The sequence below is a fragment of the Saprospiraceae bacterium genome, from assembly GCA_016713025.1.
Taxonomy (GTDB): Bacteria; Bacteroidota; Bacteroidia; order Chitinophagales; family Saprospiraceae; genus OLB9.
Window position 1 is genome coordinate 1,944,848 of sequence record JADJPZ010000004.1, and the last position, 17,125, is coordinate 1,961,972.

Sequence of the window (17,125 nt, forward strand, 5' to 3'; positions counted from 1 at the left end):
TTACCACTTTTAACTATCAGCATCAAATTTAGTTATGTTCTGAATAGAAAACATTAAGAATGGATTGTATAAAATTTATTTTTAGGTTTTACAGCATTATCTTTGCATTGGAAACCTTTATTTGTAAGTATGATTTGGAAATGAAAAATAATCAAATATGAGATATTTAGATCCAAAAAATGATTTGGTGTTTAAAAAGGTGTTTGGTGGTCATGCCCATATACTTTTGAGTTTTTTGAATGCAACGTTGCCATTGGAAGAAGGCCAAATCATAAAGAGTATAAAATATCTTCCCCCTGAATTAGTTCCGGAAATACCTGTAATCAAAAATTCTATTGTGGATGTTCGATGTGTGGACAATCAAGGGAGGCAGTTTATCGTGGAAATGCAGATGTTGTGGACAGATAGTTTCAAGAGTAGGGTATTATTTAATGCATCAAAAGCTTATGTAAGACAATTGGACAAAGGTGTAGAGTATCAAGGATTAAAACCAGTTTATGCCTTGAGTTTGGTCAATGAAATATTTGATAAAGACTCTCCGTCTTACTATCATCATTACAGATTAGTACACACTGAAGATCAGAATAAAATTATTGATGGCCTACAGCTAATTTTTATTGAAATACCCAAATTCAAACTTAAAAACATTACAGTCATGAAACTCTTCGTACTGTGGATGCGTTATATGTCTGAGATAGAAAATGGACAAGAAATGATAGACCAACAATTGCTCAAGGAATTAAAAACCGTACCTGAAATAGCAGAAGCACTCGAACTTACTAAAGAAAGTGCTTATACCAAATCGGAGTTGGAAGCTTATGATAAATATTGGGATAGTATACGCACTGAAAGGACGCTTATAGCAGATGCAGAAGCCAAAGGTATAGCACAAGGAAGACAAGAAGGAAGACAAGAAGGAAGACAGGAAGGAGAGCTTAAAAAGCAAATCGAAATTGTAATTAATTGTTTTGAAAATAAAATTTCCATTCCTGTCATAGCAAATATCACACATTTGACTGAGGACGAAGTTATAAAAATCTTGAAAGAAAATGCGAAAGCTTAATATCAAATGGATATATGTTTTCTTTAAAATGTAAATCATCTTTAAATTTAGTTTTTATCCATATTTTGTAATTTTAACGGCATTTAAATAAAACAAACAATTCAAACAATTTTAAATTTACTTTAAAATGGAAGGAATAGACAATATTGGACGTACAACTCCGTCAGAATTACAATTGGATAGTACTGCTGTTTCACACTTGAAGGAAACCGCAAAATGGGCGAAATTTTTATCAATTGTTGGCATGGTGATGATGGGTATTATAGTGCTGATTGGGATTATTATGATGGTGTCAATAGGAAGTATTAGTTCTCTTTCTCCCGAGTTGGGCAACTTGGGAGGAATGGGTGCGGGTCTCGGATTTGTTTATCTTATTTTAGCTGGAATCTATGCTTATCCTATTTGGAAATTGTATGGATTTTCTAATCTTACTAAAAAAGCACTTGGCACAAATGATTCAACTTTACTTACCCAAGCCTTTGGTGCTCAAAAATCCATGTTTAAATTTATGGGTTTTTTTACAGCGATCCTTTTAGGCATTTATGCGCTTATCATTGTATTAGGTTTTTTGGGTTTTCTTTTTATGGATTTAAGGCAGTAAAGCTAACTTAACATTTTATAGCTTTCATAAAGTACTTCCGTGGATCAAAGACAGACCACTGACTTTGATATGATTTCCTGACGGGATCAACAGTACGGAGTTTTATTTAAAAAATGCATCTGATTTTATCCCTTATTGGTTGCCCACTTGCCAAATCGATGATATCAGATACATTTTTGCTGAAAGAAAGCTGACTTAGTCCACCATACAAATTAATAAAGCAAACACTTCATATTCCAAAGCCTACCAAAGATGTAGAAGTAGGAGAATATTTGATTTCTTGGTCTCACCTCTGCGGAATAGCTAAGTACAATATGCATCAATTACTCCAAATGGCACCTTGCGGGAGCCGGTGTTTATAAGAAAGAATAAATATAGATGAATAGGGTTCAATTGTCTACATATTTGTATACCAAGATCATTTTTTAGTATTTCTTCTTTCACTTTTTGACTTACCTCGATCAAGAATCTTTAAAGCATCGCCACTCTGAAAGTCCATGCCAAGTTTTGCCAACTCATTAAAGATGATTTTTCCCGATAGGATAAAGTAGGCATTCATATCAGGTGAATGTATCTGAGCATATATTTTGTTCAAATATGTACCGGAGTCCAGAGCATAAAGTTTTACTTTCTGTTATTTGTTTTTTACGTCAACCAAAAGATCAAATTTATCTCTTGTCAATACAGTTTGTATGGCTTTTTTATCATCATTGTCGATATCTTCAGTATTCTTAAAGACAATAATATCTACAAGATCAACAGTACTTTGTATCTTTTTGTCTGATGCATTGATCATTTTAAGTATTTCTCCGGTAAAATTCATATTGACCACACCTTCGTCATTTTTGTATTTTCTTAGTACCTGGTCAATGTTTTTTTGTCCGTAAATGACAACAGAAAAAACAAAACATAAGATTGTTGAAAAGATTTTTGAATTCATGTTATGGATAAATTTTGTTGAATTTAAATTGATTTTTCGGATGATTTGAGTTTGCTGCTTTCGTCTTTCAATTGCCTGAAGGAGATTTTTTTAAGATCATCCACACTCAGATCCGTTTTTAAATGAATGAAAGAAATTTCTCCCTGATCCTCGCTCATGATGAGCAGATTGGTGATCACATCGTCATGTTCCTTCACCAGAATATTGAGGTTAGTGTCTTCTGACCGCACGCTGACATACTCTTCAAACCTGTCCTTGTTTTTAATCTTACTGGCAAAGCCTTTAACGATAGCCGCAGTATTGTACTTGGTTAAGTCGAGTTTTGTTGTGGCGACTCTGATGTGTCTTATACCTTTGGCAATGTCCAGCAGTCCTATTGTTTTCTGATCTAAATCCTTTTTAGGTATCAATTTTATCCCCATTCTGATCACCCATCCGGGTACATAGAATCCTTCGTACCCATCTGTTTTTTTAAGTTGATTGACTACTGACTTAACTGATGATTGCCCATTTGATATCGCAGGAATCATCAACAACAACATAATGAATAGAATTATGTGTTTCATTTTTGTACGCTTTGTGAGTTTGAAATTATTTCTTCTTGACTTTATCAAGATGCTCAGCTCCATCTATATCCAATTTTTTCGCAAGTTTTGCAATTTTGTTCAGGTCGATGTTTCCTACAAAACTCATCATCACAAACTCAGTTTTACCGCCTACAAGGAGTAACAACTCATTGATAGTACCATTAGCTTCTTTAGTTACAAATCTTACATTCGAACCTTTGTCTCTCACAGTCACCAGTTCCTCGTATTCTTTGATATTCAGTCGTTTGTTGGCATCAGCATAGACTTTTTCCGGATTGACCTTGGAAGTAAGGATTCTCAAACCTTTTAAGTCCTTGACTATTTCAGAAAGCTCTTTGTCATCACTGCCATCAGTCACTTTGCTGACCATCTGAAACATTTTAGGGCTGACGTATACGATTGTGAAGTTTTCGTCATCCTGATAATCTTTAAAAAATCGCTCTATGGCATCTGTTTGCGCAAAGCCTGCCAGAGTAAAAAACATAGCTATCGCTAATGAAAAAATGCTTTTCATGTGTCATTAAAATTTAAAATGGTTAATTAATATGATTTTATTTAAAAATGGCCGCTTTTTCCAACGGTTCCATATTTTTCCTAACGGTTTCCTGACTCTCTCTGAACTTGGTTGAAACAAGTGCCAAGGCTTCTCTGGTCACTCTTAGTGCTTCATCAGGATCTTCTATCTCGATGATCTCTGCTGTTTGTTGCTTGTGACTATTATCATTGATGATCTGAAATACATTGACGGCACTAAAAACCAATACTGATACAGCAGCCACTGCCAAAAGAATCTTTCTGATTGAAAATATTTTTGTCTCTTTTACATCCGTATTTATTGCTTCTTTTGCCGGTAGATTATGATTTACAGGGAAAGTCACATTTTTTTGTTCATCAAAATAGTGAAATAAATCACTATACTCCGTATGATTTTCAGCCACATTTCCACTTTTGAAATATGCCTTGATCATTTCTTCTTCTCTCAATGTGGTCTCTCCCTCCCAATACCTGTTTAACACTTCATCCATATCAAGGGTATAATCCATTTTGACCGAAGCCCGATCATCCATCCAGCTGAATAAATCTACGAAAGGAAGGTGTTCGTCACTGATATCACCGGCTCTGAAATATGATTTTAATTCATATTCTTCGTCGATGGAAGTATTGCATTCCCAGTATTTCTCTAACAATAAATTTATATCAGGCCTCATACCCTTTTATGTTTCTTTTTAACAATTGTTCTTTGAGTGTCTTGCGTGCTCTGTGGAGGCTAACCTTCACAAAATCAAGCGTGGTCTCCGTCATTTCAGCAATCTCATGATAGGTGTATCCTTCCACATCTCTGAGATGGACGATTTCCCTTTGTTTTTCAGGCAATTGATTGACCAGATTCATGATATTTCCAAAACGCTCTTCTATTTCAATTTTGCGATCCTGTGTCATATCGTCATCTCGCAGATGCTGATAATCAGAAATATCATTAGTCTTTACTTTTTTATTTCTGGTTTTATCTATGGCCAGATTTCTGGTTACAGTCATACACCAAGCTTCTTTATTGTCTATGGCATTGTATTGCTCCATCCTGTTCCATATTTTTATCATCAATTCCTGCATGATATCTTCAGCATCAAATGTATTACCCACAATGTTTAAAGCAAATCGATACAATTTATCTTTAAATGGCAAATTAAGGGCATTCATTTTATTTTCGTTCATTGACATGGGGATGACGGCTTTGTATTATAAAATGTTACAAAAATCATAATATTTTTTGAAATTGGTTGTATTTTGCCTCCTGAAGTGTGCTAAAATACTATAAATTTTCATTTATTCGTTACATTGAATTAAAAATTTCACTTTATACATATTAAATTAAATTATAATATGTATATTTGTGGCATTGAATTCAAAAACCGATTTTTATGTTACGATATTTTGTATATATCACAGCTTTCCTATTATTACTTCCTGGTGTTCTTTCGGCTTCAAATCATGCAGTAGCCCGAGTCAAAAAAGGAGAAAATATTGAAAAACTTCTCAAAAGACATTTACTCACACCTCACCTTTGTAATATTGATGCATTCAAGAATATCAATAAATTAAAAAACCCAAATAAAATATCAGCAGGTAAAGTATATAAACTTCCTCTTAAGATAGTAGAGTACAATGGTAAAAACATCCGTACCTCCGCAGGTATCCATGATCTGAATATTGCTAAAAAGATAGAAAAGCTCAACAGTGATCTTCTTAAAGTGGGAATTAGGGACAAAAACTATAAAGAAAATGGAAAACTTTGGGTGCCTTTTGCTGAATACAATTGCGAACAAGACAAAGATCTTGTTGAATCTGAAGGTGCCACAAATAAAGACCTAATAGTAGCTGATAAAAAATCGGAATCAAACGCTATCATACCCACGGCAACTGAAATGAAAAGAACAGGAATAAGAGAGATTTTTGTTCCACTCATGGGTCCTGGATATGACATTGTTCATGTAGAAGATTTAACTCTATCCGGTCAGGTATATTATATCATCAGCGGACATGGAGGTCCTGATCCCGGAGCTGTATGCACTGACTGTCCTTCCAAAATGTGTGAAGATGAGTATGCTTATGATGTAGCGTTAAGGCTGGCAAGAGATCTGATGCAGCACGGAGCAACTGTTCATATGATAGTGCAGGATAAAAACGATGGTATCAGAGACGAACAATACCTTGCTTGTGATAATGATGAAAAACTAATGGGCGAAGATTTGATACCGTTATCACAAAAGAGAAGACTTCAGGACAGAGTAGATGAAGTCAATCATCTTTATAAAAAATACAAGAAAAATGGAGTAAAAGTGCAGAAAGCAATAGAAATACATGTGGACTCAAGAAGCAAAGGAACAAGGCAAGATGTTTTTTTCTACTATAATAAAAATAATCCGGGAAGTAAAAAAATGGCAGAAAATACTCAGGACGTATTCGCTTCAAAATATGACCAACATCAAAAAGACAGAGGATATAAAGGATTTGTTGAGGATAGAGGTATATACATGGTCAGAAACCTGAAACCGGATTTGTTGTTTGTTGAATTGGCCAATATCCGCAATACTTCTGATCAAAAAAGACTCATCATCAACACCAATAGACAAGCTTTGGCCAATTGGCTTTTTTGAAGGAGTCAGAAAGCCTGTGAATGATTAAATAGGGCTTTGATCATTTGATATTTCCGACTACGTACTGGGAATCTTACGTACATCTTTTCAAACTCTCATTCAGGGCTTTTATATCTTCTTCAGTATGTAGAGCACTGATGACTATGCGCGTGATGGGTGGTGCCTCCGGATCGGGATATGCAAAACTGGAGATCAAAATCTTTTCATCCATTAGTTTGGGATACAGTTCATTCCTTGTTGTATAAAATACAGGATAATAGCTGATGTATCTGAATTGATTCAGGATGCCACTATTGTATTCCATAAAAAAGCCGATATTAAGCATCAACCACTGGTGTGCCTGATCGTACATTGACTTAGTATGTAAAAAAGCATAAAGATATGCCGGTACAATCGGAGTAGCGCCTGAAAACAATGGCATTGATTTGATGGCCCGGATCGTGGTGTTGTCAGAAAAAATGATACCTCCCGGTATACCTGACGCTTTTGCCATAGAAGAGATAACTATCAATTTTATATGAGCAGGAACCAATGACCTCAGAAAACTGTACGATCCTTTGCCATGAAAGGATCCGGAAAAGGCCTGTTCATATGACTTGATACCAAATGCATGGGAATCATCAAAAACGAGAGTAATATCTTGATTATCCGACAATTCTTTTACCCAATCAAATGAGATAGGTTGGCACGTTAATGGATCGATGGTATTGGCACAAATCAACACCTTTCCAGGAATTTCAGCAGCACGATCAGCAATACTATTGCTAAAATCGACAGAATCCAGAAAATCATAATGAATAGCGGCATGCTCCCACAAAGCGGGATGTACACCCGGAGCATAAATCACTTTGGACCCTTCCAACATGCTCATCACCAATTGGCCCGCAAGCAATCCTGATGAAACAGTGACTGCGCCCTCAGCCTGGTTGATATAAGCAAAATAGTCTTCTGCTTCATCATAAATAGCCAGTTGCACATTATTATGACGAGAAGCGGAGTAGATCGTCCCATACTTTTCAAACCCTTCGAGCAACATAGTTTGAAATGCTGGCTGACGTCCTATGCCAAGATATGACGTGCCACTGAAATACAGGTATTTCTGCTGATCCATCTGGATGGTTCTTCCCGGTAAAGATGATGTAAATGTTTTTTGGTTGGTCAAACTTTATGCAATCGGATTTTAATGACTCAAAGGTAAAATAAGTTTACATAAACAGATTTTTTGAACACATCAAACTCAGAAAATTTTAAAAATTGTTAGCAAACAGTTTGATTACCCATAAGAATAGGTGTATCATTGTTTAAAATAATCTCCATCAATGATGAAAAAACTTGAACCACATTTGTTCTATACTTACGGCAAATTGTATTAATACAAAATATTTGAGATGACATTTTCAAGAGTTCCCAAATAATTATTTTGTTAATCCGACTTTTTTACATCACAAATTCACAATAATTGCGTTACTTTTGTAAACAGATTAATAATTTTAAAAATCTATATCAATGACTAGACTTATTTTTATTATTTGCCTTATGGTTGGCCTGCTTTACTCTTGTGCTGATAATACCACTGTATCCGGAGAAGAGCTTAAACCAATTTTGCCTGCAGAACCATTTGCTTATGATGGACTAAGGCTCCCAAAAGGTACAAACCCTTCAGGGGCTACCAACAGAAATATAAAATTTAGCAACGGTCAACCTGTGATGATAGATGGTCAATTTGTTTTTGAACCTGTGAGCACAATGACTATAAAACCATGGGTAGCTACACTTGGAAGAGTACTCTTTTATGATACAAAATTATCATTGAACAACACGATTTCATGTGGAAGTTGTCACCATCAGGACAAAGGTTTCGCAGACGGACTTCAGTTTAGCACTGGTTTTGAAGGAAGAATCACAGAAAGAAATAGCATGGGGATCACCAATCCAATTGTCCAAAACAATTTGTTCTGGGATTCAAGATCAAAAACACTTCATGATTTATCACTCCAACCAGTTCAAAACCATATAGAAATGGGTATGGAAAATATAAACCGACTGATTGAAAAATTGGAAAATACAGCCTATTACAAACCGCTTTTCAATAAAGCTTTTGGCAACGAAAAAGTGACTCCGGAAAGAATATCTACAGCACTATCCCAATTTGTGGGTTCCATCACTTCCAACAGATCAAGATTTGACCAGGGATTGAATAATAACTTTGCTAATCTTTCCGAACTTGAAAGACTTGGTAATGACATCTTCCATAGTGATCGGGCAAAGTGCTCAACTTGTCATGGCGGAAATAACTTCAGTGCCTTAGATGGTCCGGGAGATCCTTATGGCGGAGGTTTTTCAGGTCAGGATCTTCGCGGGGCAACCAATATAGGTTTGGATCTGGAATATAAAGATAAAGGTTTAAATAATGGTAAATTTAAAATTCCAAGTCTCAGAAATATAGATCTTACCAAACCCTATATGCATGATGGCAGATTCAAAACCCTCGAAGAAGTAGTAGAACATTACAGCTCAGGTGTAAAGCAGCACAGGGATCTGGATTCAAAATTTACTGACGGAAAAGGAAATGTAAAACAACTTAATCTAACTCATCTGGAGAAAAAAGCTTTAGTTGCATTTCTTAAGACATTGACTGATTCGGAGATGATTTCAGATCCAAAATGGAGCAACCCTTTCAAACAATAGTAAGTGTATTTTAAACTTTTATCATTTGTTTCAAAGTGGCATGTTTAAACATACTCTAAGGCATTAGAACCATCAATCGAACACAATTTCCTTTTCAATATATCCGCCGCGAGTGGATAGTAATTTTAGTTTGCCTTTCACTGGTTCTTTTTTATTGACTTTCACTCTAAAAATGGCAGATTTCGATTGGCCCGGTTCCGTATATCCTGCAAAAATGGTTTTATCGTGAGTTGATGGTACTTTTATGGTCACACTTGCTTTATCAAATCCTTTGAGCAAGTCTTTTTCAAAATCGAGTACTACCCTATCCTCCTGAACGATTTTCACCCTCTTGGCCTGATCAAGTGCAACGGGAAGTTTTCCTGTATTTGTCCAGGAAACATAGACTTCATAGATACTATCTTTTTTACTTACTTTTGTTTCTTTTAGTTCTATCTGGGGCAGATCCATTGCCATTCTGAGATTAAACAAAGATTGCTTCTTAATCCATCGTTCCAACTGCCAGGTTGGTCCGTTTTGTGAGAAAAACTTTGGATGAAAACCTCCTATTTCCACTTCACCGAGTTGGGGATGATTGAATTTTGACCATGGCTTAAATCCTTTGGAACTATTAGCTTCATCATCCCACATGATAGCATCATAATCATCGTAATCTCCGTCACCATTGTAATCTTTCATCGCCCCATTATTCCACAATTCATCACCGTACCAAATGGCGCCATAATAAAAATACCCAAAATCCGGACCGTGGCCAAAAAGTGGTGTTGGTTTATTAGGATCACCTGTGACATTGTTGAATTTTCTGCGGGTATGATAGACATTATACACATCGCCTGCCCAAGGGTAGCCGGTAATGGATAACCCCAAAGAATCATAATATTCATATATCTTCCTGTCTTTGGGAAACATAGATTCTTCAGATGATGATGTGGACGGTGGTCTGAGATGCATCGGCACTCTGGTGTCCAGAGAGTTGACTACTGAAATATTGGGGTGCGAAATAAACCACAAGAAGGCAGATTTGGTTTCAATTTCACTAAGCGGATACTCACCAGACCCAAACTGAACATAGCCCCTTTCAGTTTCGTCACCGCCAGTGTCAGGTCGCCAGTTTTCAGGATAATTTCTATGAAGGTCCAATCCCCCGATACCGTCTTCGTTATACTTCTCATCACCATCATTATCAATCCCTCTGAATAAAGAATATAATCACCTTTACCTTCCAATACCTGCTTCATGAGTCGGTCTCCTGAAATCCTTTTATCTATGATATAATTGGCTTTTTCTTTCTCCTTCGGCGTTATCGCTTTTTTTCTCATCATGTGGATAATGCCATCATCGTTCAGATCTTCACTCGTATCTTCGTCCAGCAATCCATCCCTGTCCGTATCATGAGGTCTCACAGTACTTCTGTTGCTTTGTGCTGAAAACAAATACATATTGGTGCCATCCGGATTATTCTGGGGCCTGACATAGATAGTTTTGGTGTCAATCAGTTTGGTTATCTCAGTATCTTTTCCATAGTTTTCTAATATGTGTTTGGTCAGCCACAACACTGATTCTGAAGACGTCACTTCGCCACCATGCCTTCCTCCCTCAAAATAGGCTGCCGGTTTATCTGTATGTTTTCCGGTCTTTTTATTGGTTATGGTCATCTGTAAAATCGGGCGCCCTTCATACGATCTTGCTACTTCATAAAGATCAGTAATATCAGGATACTCTTTTGCCCATTTTCTATACCAGTGATACATCACATCCGGCGTATGATAGATATCAAAAGTCAGTTTTTCTGTTGGTTTATATTCTACTTCCGGAAAACTATCTTTTTTGAAAAAAGATGGCCCATGCCTTTCACCTTTGATAGTATAAAATTTTGTCTTGCTGTTTTGTTCCGGAAACAAAGGTGCTTTATAGTACAAAGGATCCTGAGCAAAACCGGAATAACAAAACATGACCGAGAAAAGAAATACAAGTAATTTCATTTTAATCTTAAATTTGAAAAGCTCAAATATAATGAAAAGAAGAAATATTCACTTAAGATGGCATAATAACTTAAAGCAGAACCGATCATTAGTATTATAAAATCAAAATTATGTTACTAATTTCTTTAATGAACGCAACATCTTGGCGGTCAATTGTACCTGAGTGTTCTCAATTTCTTTACTGAATATATTGACTAATGGTATGTGATTCAGTATTTTATATGTAATTCTGCTTTCGTTTAGTTCTTCGAGCTTAGAAATGCTATGTTTGAATGTGTCTGCGGACAATGTCTTGATACCGCTCAGTTTTGATTTTTTACTTTCTGATACTTTTGGAAAGTGAGATGATTTTCTTTGGTTTATATTTGATGTGGTATCCGCGGGTGAAAATCCGGCTGTTTTCCTTTTTTTTGAAATCCAAGATCTGATCTGATCATATACTTCCGGATGATTGACCAGTTTTTGGTGTGCCACGCCGGCAAATTCCTTATGGTTTTTTAAATTAAAATTCAGATGATGTTTATTTCGTGAATGGCCAGTTGCACTGCTTTTAAGGACCATCGCATCACCAAACCATTGACTTGCAAGGCTTTCAGGGTCTTTGCTTAAAGTTCCTGTTACCAAAAAATACTCAGCATGATCCAGAAGGGGCACTATTGTTTTATTGTTTTTGAGTAATTGATCCGGATGATGGCCTTCCCAATCTTCATCAGTCAGATAACCATATCTTAAGTCCTTGATACCAGCACTTCGCAAGTTGATAATGTCTCCTGTCAGTTTAGTATAAGATACTGGTACTTTTTTCAGGAGATATGTGACAGCATTCCCAAATTTTTCCAGTGGTGCCCCAAGATGTGGGGTACCCATAAATATCAATTTGCTGACTTGCAAATGCCAGTCAGCGCTCTGCAAAGGTGCATAATGACAGGCACTTCTTACCACGAGCCCACCCATACTATGTGCAATCATGACAATCTCTTTTACCCGAACAGGATATACTGCGATCAAAGATGCTATCAATTGTGAAAGTAATTTGCCATTTTCAGAAATATGTATGCCAGTATTGTATCGTATATAAAAAGGTGTGTACTTCAAATCATTCTGCAGTAAGCTTCCATAATTTATCTCATCCGATTCTTTATAATTCCAGGTGGTTTCGTTATTAATTAGTCCATGTACCAATATACAAATTTTTGGATTCAGTGGTGTATCATACTTTTCATGAAAATCCTTGTCCAATACTACGGGCTTTCCATGTCTGAAAAACTGCATGTCTATTGAAAGTCCATTTGATGTTCCACTCAAATAGTCCCCAACAATACCATTAAGAATGCTTTCGCCTACTTGTATTCCTTTACTTAATGTCACAACCACTTTAGATTTATTTTTTTGTTTGTTCTGATCTGTTTCCATAATTTCTAGTTTGATTAAACTTGACATAGCTGTTTAACAGCTTCTCTGATCAGTTTTCGGGATAATTTATCGACATCAACATTATATTTTGATGCATTTGACAGTTTCTGATGTGCTTTTATTTTTGAGTATGTAATGCAAAAGTGCTGGCTGATAAGAAAATATTCTTTAACCAAATCCTGATTAGCAATTTTATTTCCTTTAACATTTAAGTACAAGTTAGACACAATTTTTTCCTCTCTTGACTTTAACCCAATCACGTATTGACTGTCTGAATTTATATGAATAATATCTTTTAAATCCGAGCTCTGCTGCTGAACAAATTCAAGACTTTTAATGATGGCGGTCAATTCCATACGCTGATGTGTAGTTTTGTAGACTATCCCTGACAAAACTGTTTTTCCCTTATCAGTGAGAATTATCGCAGCCCAAGCGCCTAAACCATGTTGTGGATGGCAACTTCCATCTGTATAAATGCTGATATGAGTATTCAATCTATCAATAATAATTCAAAGTTACGCATAAAATTGAGATTCACGTTCCATAAGCCAAAAATTAAATTCCGTTGCTCCATCACATACCTATTCACTATCTTTGCAAAACTTTAAAAAGAGCACATGAAAATCATTTTTATGGGTACGCCTGAGTTTGCAGTACCATCACTTGATATCCTTGTCACAAATGGTTACCAAATCGCTGCCGTTGTAACTGCACCTGACAGTATGGGTGGACGTGGGGGCAAACAGCTCATAGAGTCTGCTGTAAAAAAATATGCCGTTGAAAAACAAATACCTGTTTTACAGCCCGAAAAACTAAAATCACCAGCATTTATTGAAGCGCTAAAGAACATTAATGCTGATATACAGATAGTGGTAGCTTTCAGAATGTTGCCCGAAATAGTGTGGAATATGCCACCTTTGGGAACATTTAACTTACATGGTAGCCTGCTGCCAAAATACAGGGGCGCTGCGCCTATCAACCACGCCATCATCAATGGGGAAAAGGAAACCGGTGTAACGAGCTTCAAATTAAAACACGAAATAGACACAGGAGATATATTGATTCAGAGAATGATTCCTATCTCTGATGATGAAAACGCCGGCCACCTTCATGACAAAATGAAAAATATAGGCGCTGAAGTAGTGCTGGAAAGTGTAAAAATGATAGAAAATGGCCATTACACATTTATCCGTCAGAAAGATGAACTTGCTTCACATGCCCCAAAAATATTTCACGAAACATGTCGAATAAATTTTAATAGTCCCGCACGAAAGATTCACAATTTTATACGAGGTCTGAGTCCATATCCCGGAGCATGGATACGGGTAGACGATAGGGAAATGAAAATTCTGTCGGCTACTATTGTGAATAATACTGACACATCGGAAAGCGGAACGATAATAACTGATTATAAAAAGAATTTGAAAATAAAATGTGCAGATGGTTATATCCATGTACTTCAACTCAAGCCTGAAGGTAAAAAATTGATGTCCACATCAGAATATCTCAACGGATGTAAGGTATTGTCTGAAAAAGTGGATCAAGAGTATGTTTAAATCAGGATGGGTGTATCCCATTTTTCACAAAAATTGTTTAAACTGCTTGCTCCTCATTCCCAAGCATAGCTTGGCAGGCACTGAAGAGACTGTCAAGCTATGCTTGAGACGAGCCACCCTATAACTCTTAACTACTATGATAATATACTAAATTGGTAACTTAAAAATTATATAATATAGTGCAATTTTGGGGTACACCCATCAGGTTTGCCTATCTAAATCGGTAACCAATACCACACATTGCCCGATATTCTCCTTCTGCAGGATTGCGTTTGTAACTGTGTGTCTCCAGGAGTGCCGCAAGTCCAATACCCAAATCCATTGTGAAAGCATCACTAAGTCCAAACTGGTAACCGCATCTTACTATTGGTCCGATGCGACTTAATCCATTTTTGACTATATTATCCAAATCATCCAGAATCACATCATTATAATCATACTTATACGCAAAACCTGCTGAAATATACCAACCCGTCATTGCATCAATCCTTTGTCCAGGGAAATATTTCCTGAAATCCAGTGATGCATTCAACCAGTCATGTTCAGAAATAAATGTAATATGACCGCGATGAAAATTGAATTGTAATGATGAACTCCGGGCAATCCTGTATTCAAAGTGAATAGATGGAATCATAATTAAGTTAAGAGCATTTGTTTTTATGTTGGCTTTAGAGCCACGACCTTCAGATGAACTAACCTGAGCATTGACGGAGCTGTAAATAAAAAATAAACATATAATTAAAATTCTCTTCATGAAAATAAATTTTCAACAAATGTATTTATTTATTTTTGATTACCAAATGAAGAAATCATCTTACATTTGACCAACCAACCAAATCATATCGTGAAGCCCGAGCCCAAAATCTTAGTCACAGGTGCCAATGGTCAAATCGGAAGAGTATTGACCGAAGAGCTTAGAATCAAATATGGAACGAATGCAGTTCTTGCCACAGACATTACCAAACTATCAGTCACTGTCGAGCCATTTGAGTTTCTTGATATCCTCAATATTCAGAGACTCAGAGAAATTATCATAGATCATGGAATCAATCAAATCTATCATCTTGCAGCCATACTATCTGCAAATGGAGAATGGAATCCATTAAAAACATGGAATATCAATCTAAATGGTCTACGATCTGTGTTGGATCTTGCACGTGAGTTCAATATGCAGAAAGTTTTTTTCGCAAGTGCCATTGCAGTTTTTGGTACTACTACTCCCAGAATCAAAACCGCCCAGGATGTACCATTGCTACCTTCCACAGTATATGGGATAAGCAAAGCTACTGGTGAACTATGGTGCAATTATTATTTTAAAAGGTATGGACTTGATGTAAGGTCTTTACGGTATCCAGGTATCATCGGCTGGCAATCCTTACCTGCAGGTGGCACCACAGATTACGCAGTAGAAATTTTTCATGCTGCGCTCAAGGATAAACAATACACTTGTTTCCTTAAAGAAGATACAAGGCTACCAATGATGTACATGGATGATGCCATTAAAGCCACCATTGACCTTATGGAAGCTCCGTCAGAAACCATTTCTGTAAGATATAGTTACAATCTTGCAGCCATGAGTTTTACTCCTGCAGAAATTGCGTCCGAAATCCAAAAGCATATTCCAGAATTTTCAATATCTTATGAGCCGGATTTCAGACAGGATATCGCCGCAAGCTGGAGTGAAACGATTGATGATTCGGTAGCCAGAATCGATTGGAATTGGGCTCCTAATTATGACCTGACTTCCATGACAAAAGATATGTTGGACCATCTAAAATGACATGAGAAGATGAATGAATGAATGAATGAGAAAATGAGTGAATGACCTGAACCAACATAAATTAATTAGTAATGAAAAATAAAAATCAAATTATATCCGATATAACCACAGAACTCAACAATCTGCAATCATCTGGTCTGTTTAAAAAAGAACGAATTATTACAACACCACAAAGTGCTGTGATCAAGACCACTGCAACAAGCGAAGTCCTTAACTTCTGTGCAAATAATTATCTAGGCTTATCGTCGCATCCGGAAGTGATCAAGGCCGGTAAGGAAGCCATTGATTCCCATGGATTTGGAATGTCTTCTGTTCGTTTTATATGCGGTACACAGGATATTCATAAAGAATTGGAGCAAAAAATTGCTGCATTCGTCGGACAGGAAGATGCCATCCTTTATGCTGCCGCCTTTGATGCCAATGGTGGTCTTTTCGAACCATTACTCGGTGAAGAAGATGCGATCATATCAGATGCCTTAAATCATGCATCCATCATCGATGGTATCCGACTCTGTAAAGCCAAAAGATACAGATATGAGAACAACGACATGAATGATCTCGAATCAAAACTAAAAGAAGCTACAGAATCTGGCAGCAGGAGGATTTTGATCGCAACAGATGGAGTCTTTTCTATGGATGGTATTATAGCACAGATAGATAAAATCTGTGACCTTGCTGACAAATATGGGGCTATGGTCATGGTGGATGACTGCCATGCAACCGGATTTGTAGGCAAAACCGGTCGTGGGTCAGCAGAACACAATAACGCTTTTGGCAGAGTAGATATCATTACCGGAACTTTTGGGAAGGCCCTTGGAGGTGCAAGTGGTGGATTTACAGCTGCAAAAAAAGAAATCGTTGAATTACTCCGACAAAAGTCCCGTCCTTATCTTTTTCCAATACCCTCGCTCCGGCAATAGTCGGTGCATCCATTAAAGTGCTGGATTTGCTAAGTCAAAGTACAGCTCTGCGTGATAAGCTGGAGAAAAATACGGAATACTTTAGAAGTGAAATGACAAAACTTGGATTTGACATCGTTCCAGGTACCCACCCTATCACACCGGTCATGTTGTACGATGCGCGGTTGGCTCAGGAGTTTGCCTCTCAACTATTAGAAGAAGGCATATATGTTATCGGATTTTTTTTTCCGGTCGTGCCCAAAGAAAAAGCCAGAATCAGAGTTCAGATAAGTGCAGGGCATGAGATCCACCATATTAGCAAAGCAGTTGAAGGATTTTATAATGTTGGCAGAAAACTTGGAGTTGTGCGGTGAGTGTTTATAACTTATTGGACAATAATTCCTTATGCTATTCTTTTCCCAGATTTCTGAAGTGGCCAAGAAGACACCAGTATTTCCTCC

The 17,125-nt window shown here is 36.8% G+C and carries 16 protein-coding genes and 2 pseudogenes; 7 read left to right on the plus strand and 11 right to left on the minus strand.

Annotated features, from left to right (window positions below; translation table 11 throughout):
- Nucleotides 1-157 precede the first annotated feature (157 nt).
- Entirely contained in the window at nucleotides 158-1,063 is a 906-nt protein-coding gene (locus tag IPK35_14595; GenBank protein ID MBK8054452.1) for an Rpn family recombination-promoting nuclease/putative transposase, read from the plus strand.
- Between the two features lie 127 nt (nucleotides 1,064-1,190).
- Nucleotides 1,191-1,664 carry a hypothetical protein gene (locus IPK35_14600; GenBank protein MBK8054453.1) on the plus strand — a complete coding sequence of 158 codons (474 nt, stop codon included), beginning with the start codon at nucleotides 1,191-1,193 and terminating at the stop codon, nucleotides 1,662-1,664.
- Between the two features lie 418 nt (nucleotides 1,665-2,082).
- Here IPK35_14600 and IPK35_14605 read toward each other — a convergent pair whose 3' ends face one another.
- Genes IPK35_14605 through IPK35_14630 form a run of 6 tightly spaced genes read right to left on the minus strand, consistent with a single transcriptional unit; the run spans nucleotide 2,083 to nucleotide 4,904 of the window.
- A complete protein-coding gene (locus IPK35_14605; GenBank protein ID MBK8054454.1) occupies nucleotides 2,083-2,259 on the minus strand; it encodes a hypothetical protein in 177 nt (58 codons plus the stop codon).
- Nucleotides 2,260-2,298: 39 nt separating this feature from the next.
- Nucleotides 2,299-2,604, minus strand: a complete 306-nt coding sequence (locus tag IPK35_14610; protein ID MBK8054455.1) for a DUF4252 domain-containing protein — start codon at nucleotides 2,602-2,604, stop codon at nucleotides 2,299-2,301.
- Nucleotides 2,605-2,627: 23 nt separating this feature from the next.
- Nucleotides 2,628-3,170, minus strand: coding sequence for a DUF4252 domain-containing protein (locus IPK35_14615; protein ID MBK8054456.1), 543 nt, complete (start codon nucleotides 3,168-3,170; stop codon nucleotides 2,628-2,630).
- A gap of 25 nt (nucleotides 3,171-3,195) precedes the next feature.
- Entirely contained in the window at nucleotides 3,196-3,705 is a 510-nt protein-coding gene (locus tag IPK35_14620; protein MBK8054457.1) for a DUF4252 domain-containing protein, read from the minus strand.
- 37 nt (nucleotides 3,706-3,742) lie between these two features.
- Entirely contained in the window at nucleotides 3,743-4,399 is a 657-nt protein-coding gene (locus IPK35_14625) for a hypothetical protein (protein MBK8054458.1), read from the minus strand.
- Nucleotides 4,389-4,904 carry an RNA polymerase sigma factor gene (locus IPK35_14630; protein ID MBK8054459.1) on the minus strand — a complete coding sequence of 172 codons (516 nt, stop codon included), beginning with the start codon at nucleotides 4,902-4,904 and terminating at the stop codon, nucleotides 4,389-4,391. The genes IPK35_14625 and IPK35_14630 overlap by 11 nt, the downstream gene beginning before the upstream one ends.
- A gap of 206 nt (nucleotides 4,905-5,110) precedes the next feature.
- Here IPK35_14630 and IPK35_14635 point away from each other — a divergent pair, with 206 nt between their 5' ends.
- Entirely contained in the window at nucleotides 5,111-6,346 is a 1,236-nt protein-coding gene (locus IPK35_14635; protein ID MBK8054460.1) for an N-acetylmuramoyl-L-alanine amidase, read from the plus strand.
- Between the two features lie 73 nt (nucleotides 6,347-6,419).
- On the opposite strand, the gene IPK35_14640 is transcribed toward IPK35_14635, so the two are convergent.
- Nucleotides 6,420-7,508, minus strand: coding sequence for an aminotransferase class I/II-fold pyridoxal phosphate-dependent enzyme (locus IPK35_14640; GenBank protein ID MBK8054461.1), 1,089 nt, complete (start codon nucleotides 7,506-7,508; stop codon nucleotides 6,420-6,422).
- Nucleotides 7,509-7,852: 344 nt separating this feature from the next.
- On the opposite strand from IPK35_14640, the gene IPK35_14645 reads away from it, so the two are divergent.
- Nucleotides 7,853-9,034 (plus strand): cytochrome-c peroxidase, encoded by a 1,182-nt coding sequence (locus IPK35_14645; GenBank protein MBK8054462.1) that lies wholly within the window; start codon nucleotides 7,853-7,855, stop codon nucleotides 9,032-9,034.
- A 72-nt stretch (nucleotides 9,035-9,106) separates the two neighbouring features.
- On the opposite strand, the pseudogene IPK35_14650 reads toward IPK35_14645, so the two are convergent.
- The 3 genes and pseudogenes from IPK35_14650 to IPK35_14660 form a co-directional block, all read right to left on the minus strand.
- Nucleotides 9,107-11,016: pseudogene (locus IPK35_14650) on the minus strand (peptidase).
- A gap of 108 nt (nucleotides 11,017-11,124) precedes the next feature.
- A complete protein-coding gene (locus tag IPK35_14655; protein MBK8054463.1) occupies nucleotides 11,125-12,429 on the minus strand; it encodes an alpha/beta hydrolase in 1,305 nt (434 codons plus the stop codon).
- Nucleotides 12,430-12,443: 14 nt separating this feature from the next.
- A complete protein-coding gene (locus IPK35_14660; protein ID MBK8054464.1) occupies nucleotides 12,444-12,923 on the minus strand; it encodes a reverse transcriptase-like protein in 480 nt (159 codons plus the stop codon).
- Nucleotides 12,924-13,046: 123 nt separating this feature from the next.
- Between IPK35_14660 and IPK35_14665 the strand changes: the two genes are divergently transcribed.
- Nucleotides 13,047-13,985, plus strand: coding sequence for a methionyl-tRNA formyltransferase (locus tag IPK35_14665; protein ID MBK8054465.1), 939 nt, complete (start codon nucleotides 13,047-13,049; stop codon nucleotides 13,983-13,985).
- Nucleotides 13,986-14,196: 211 nt separating this feature from the next.
- On the opposite strand, the gene IPK35_14670 is transcribed toward IPK35_14665, so the two are convergent.
- On the minus strand, nucleotides 14,197-14,739 hold the full coding sequence (locus IPK35_14670) for a DUF3575 domain-containing protein (protein MBK8054466.1): 543 nt from the start codon (nucleotides 14,737-14,739) through the stop codon (nucleotides 14,197-14,199).
- Nucleotides 14,740-14,829: 90 nt separating this feature from the next.
- Between IPK35_14670 and IPK35_14675 the strand changes: the two genes are divergently transcribed.
- Both IPK35_14675 and kbl read left to right on the plus strand, forming a co-directional pair.
- Nucleotides 14,830-15,765 (plus strand): NAD-dependent epimerase/dehydratase family protein, encoded by a 936-nt coding sequence (locus IPK35_14675; GenBank protein MBK8054467.1) that lies wholly within the window; start codon nucleotides 14,830-14,832, stop codon nucleotides 15,763-15,765.
- 71 nt (nucleotides 15,766-15,836) lie between these two features.
- Nucleotides 15,837-17,038 (plus strand): annotated as a pseudogene (kbl, locus tag IPK35_14680) (glycine C-acetyltransferase).
- The last annotated feature ends 87 nt before the right edge of the window (nucleotides 17,039-17,125 follow it).

Coding starts and splice junctions, on each gene's coding strand:
- IPK35_14595 (MBK8054452.1), top strand. CDS start 158: ATGAGATATTTAGATCCAAAAAATGATTTGGTGTTTAAAAAGGTGTTT.
- IPK35_14600 (MBK8054453.1), top strand. CDS start 1,191: ATGGAAGGAATAGACAATATTGGACGTACAACTCCGTCAGAATTACAA.
- IPK35_14610 (MBK8054455.1), bottom strand. CDS start 2,604: ATGAATTCAAAAATCTTTTCAACAATCTTATGTTTTGTTTTTTCTGTT.
- IPK35_14615 (MBK8054456.1), bottom strand. CDS start 3,170: ATGAAACACATAATTCTATTCATTATGTTGTTGTTGATGATTCCTGCG.
- IPK35_14620 (MBK8054457.1), bottom strand. CDS start 3,705: ATGAAAAGCATTTTTTCATTAGCGATAGCTATGTTTTTTACTCTGGCA.
- IPK35_14625 (MBK8054458.1), bottom strand. CDS start 4,399: ATGAGGCCTGATATAAATTTATTGTTAGAGAAATACTGGGAATGCAAT.
- IPK35_14630 (MBK8054459.1), bottom strand. CDS start 4,904: ATGAACGAAAATAAAATGAATGCCCTTAATTTGCCATTTAAAGATAAA.
- IPK35_14635 (MBK8054460.1), top strand. CDS start 5,111: ATGTTACGATATTTTGTATATATCACAGCTTTCCTATTATTACTTCCT.
- IPK35_14645 (MBK8054462.1), top strand. CDS start 7,853: ATGACTAGACTTATTTTTATTATTTGCCTTATGGTTGGCCTGCTTTAC.
- IPK35_14655 (MBK8054463.1), bottom strand. CDS start 12,429: ATGGAAACAGATCAGAACAAACAAAAAAATAAATCTAAAGTGGTTGTG.
- IPK35_14665 (MBK8054465.1), top strand. CDS start 13,047: ATGAAAATCATTTTTATGGGTACGCCTGAGTTTGCAGTACCATCACTT.
- IPK35_14670 (MBK8054466.1), bottom strand. CDS start 14,739: ATGAAGAGAATTTTAATTATATGTTTATTTTTTATTTACAGCTCCGTC.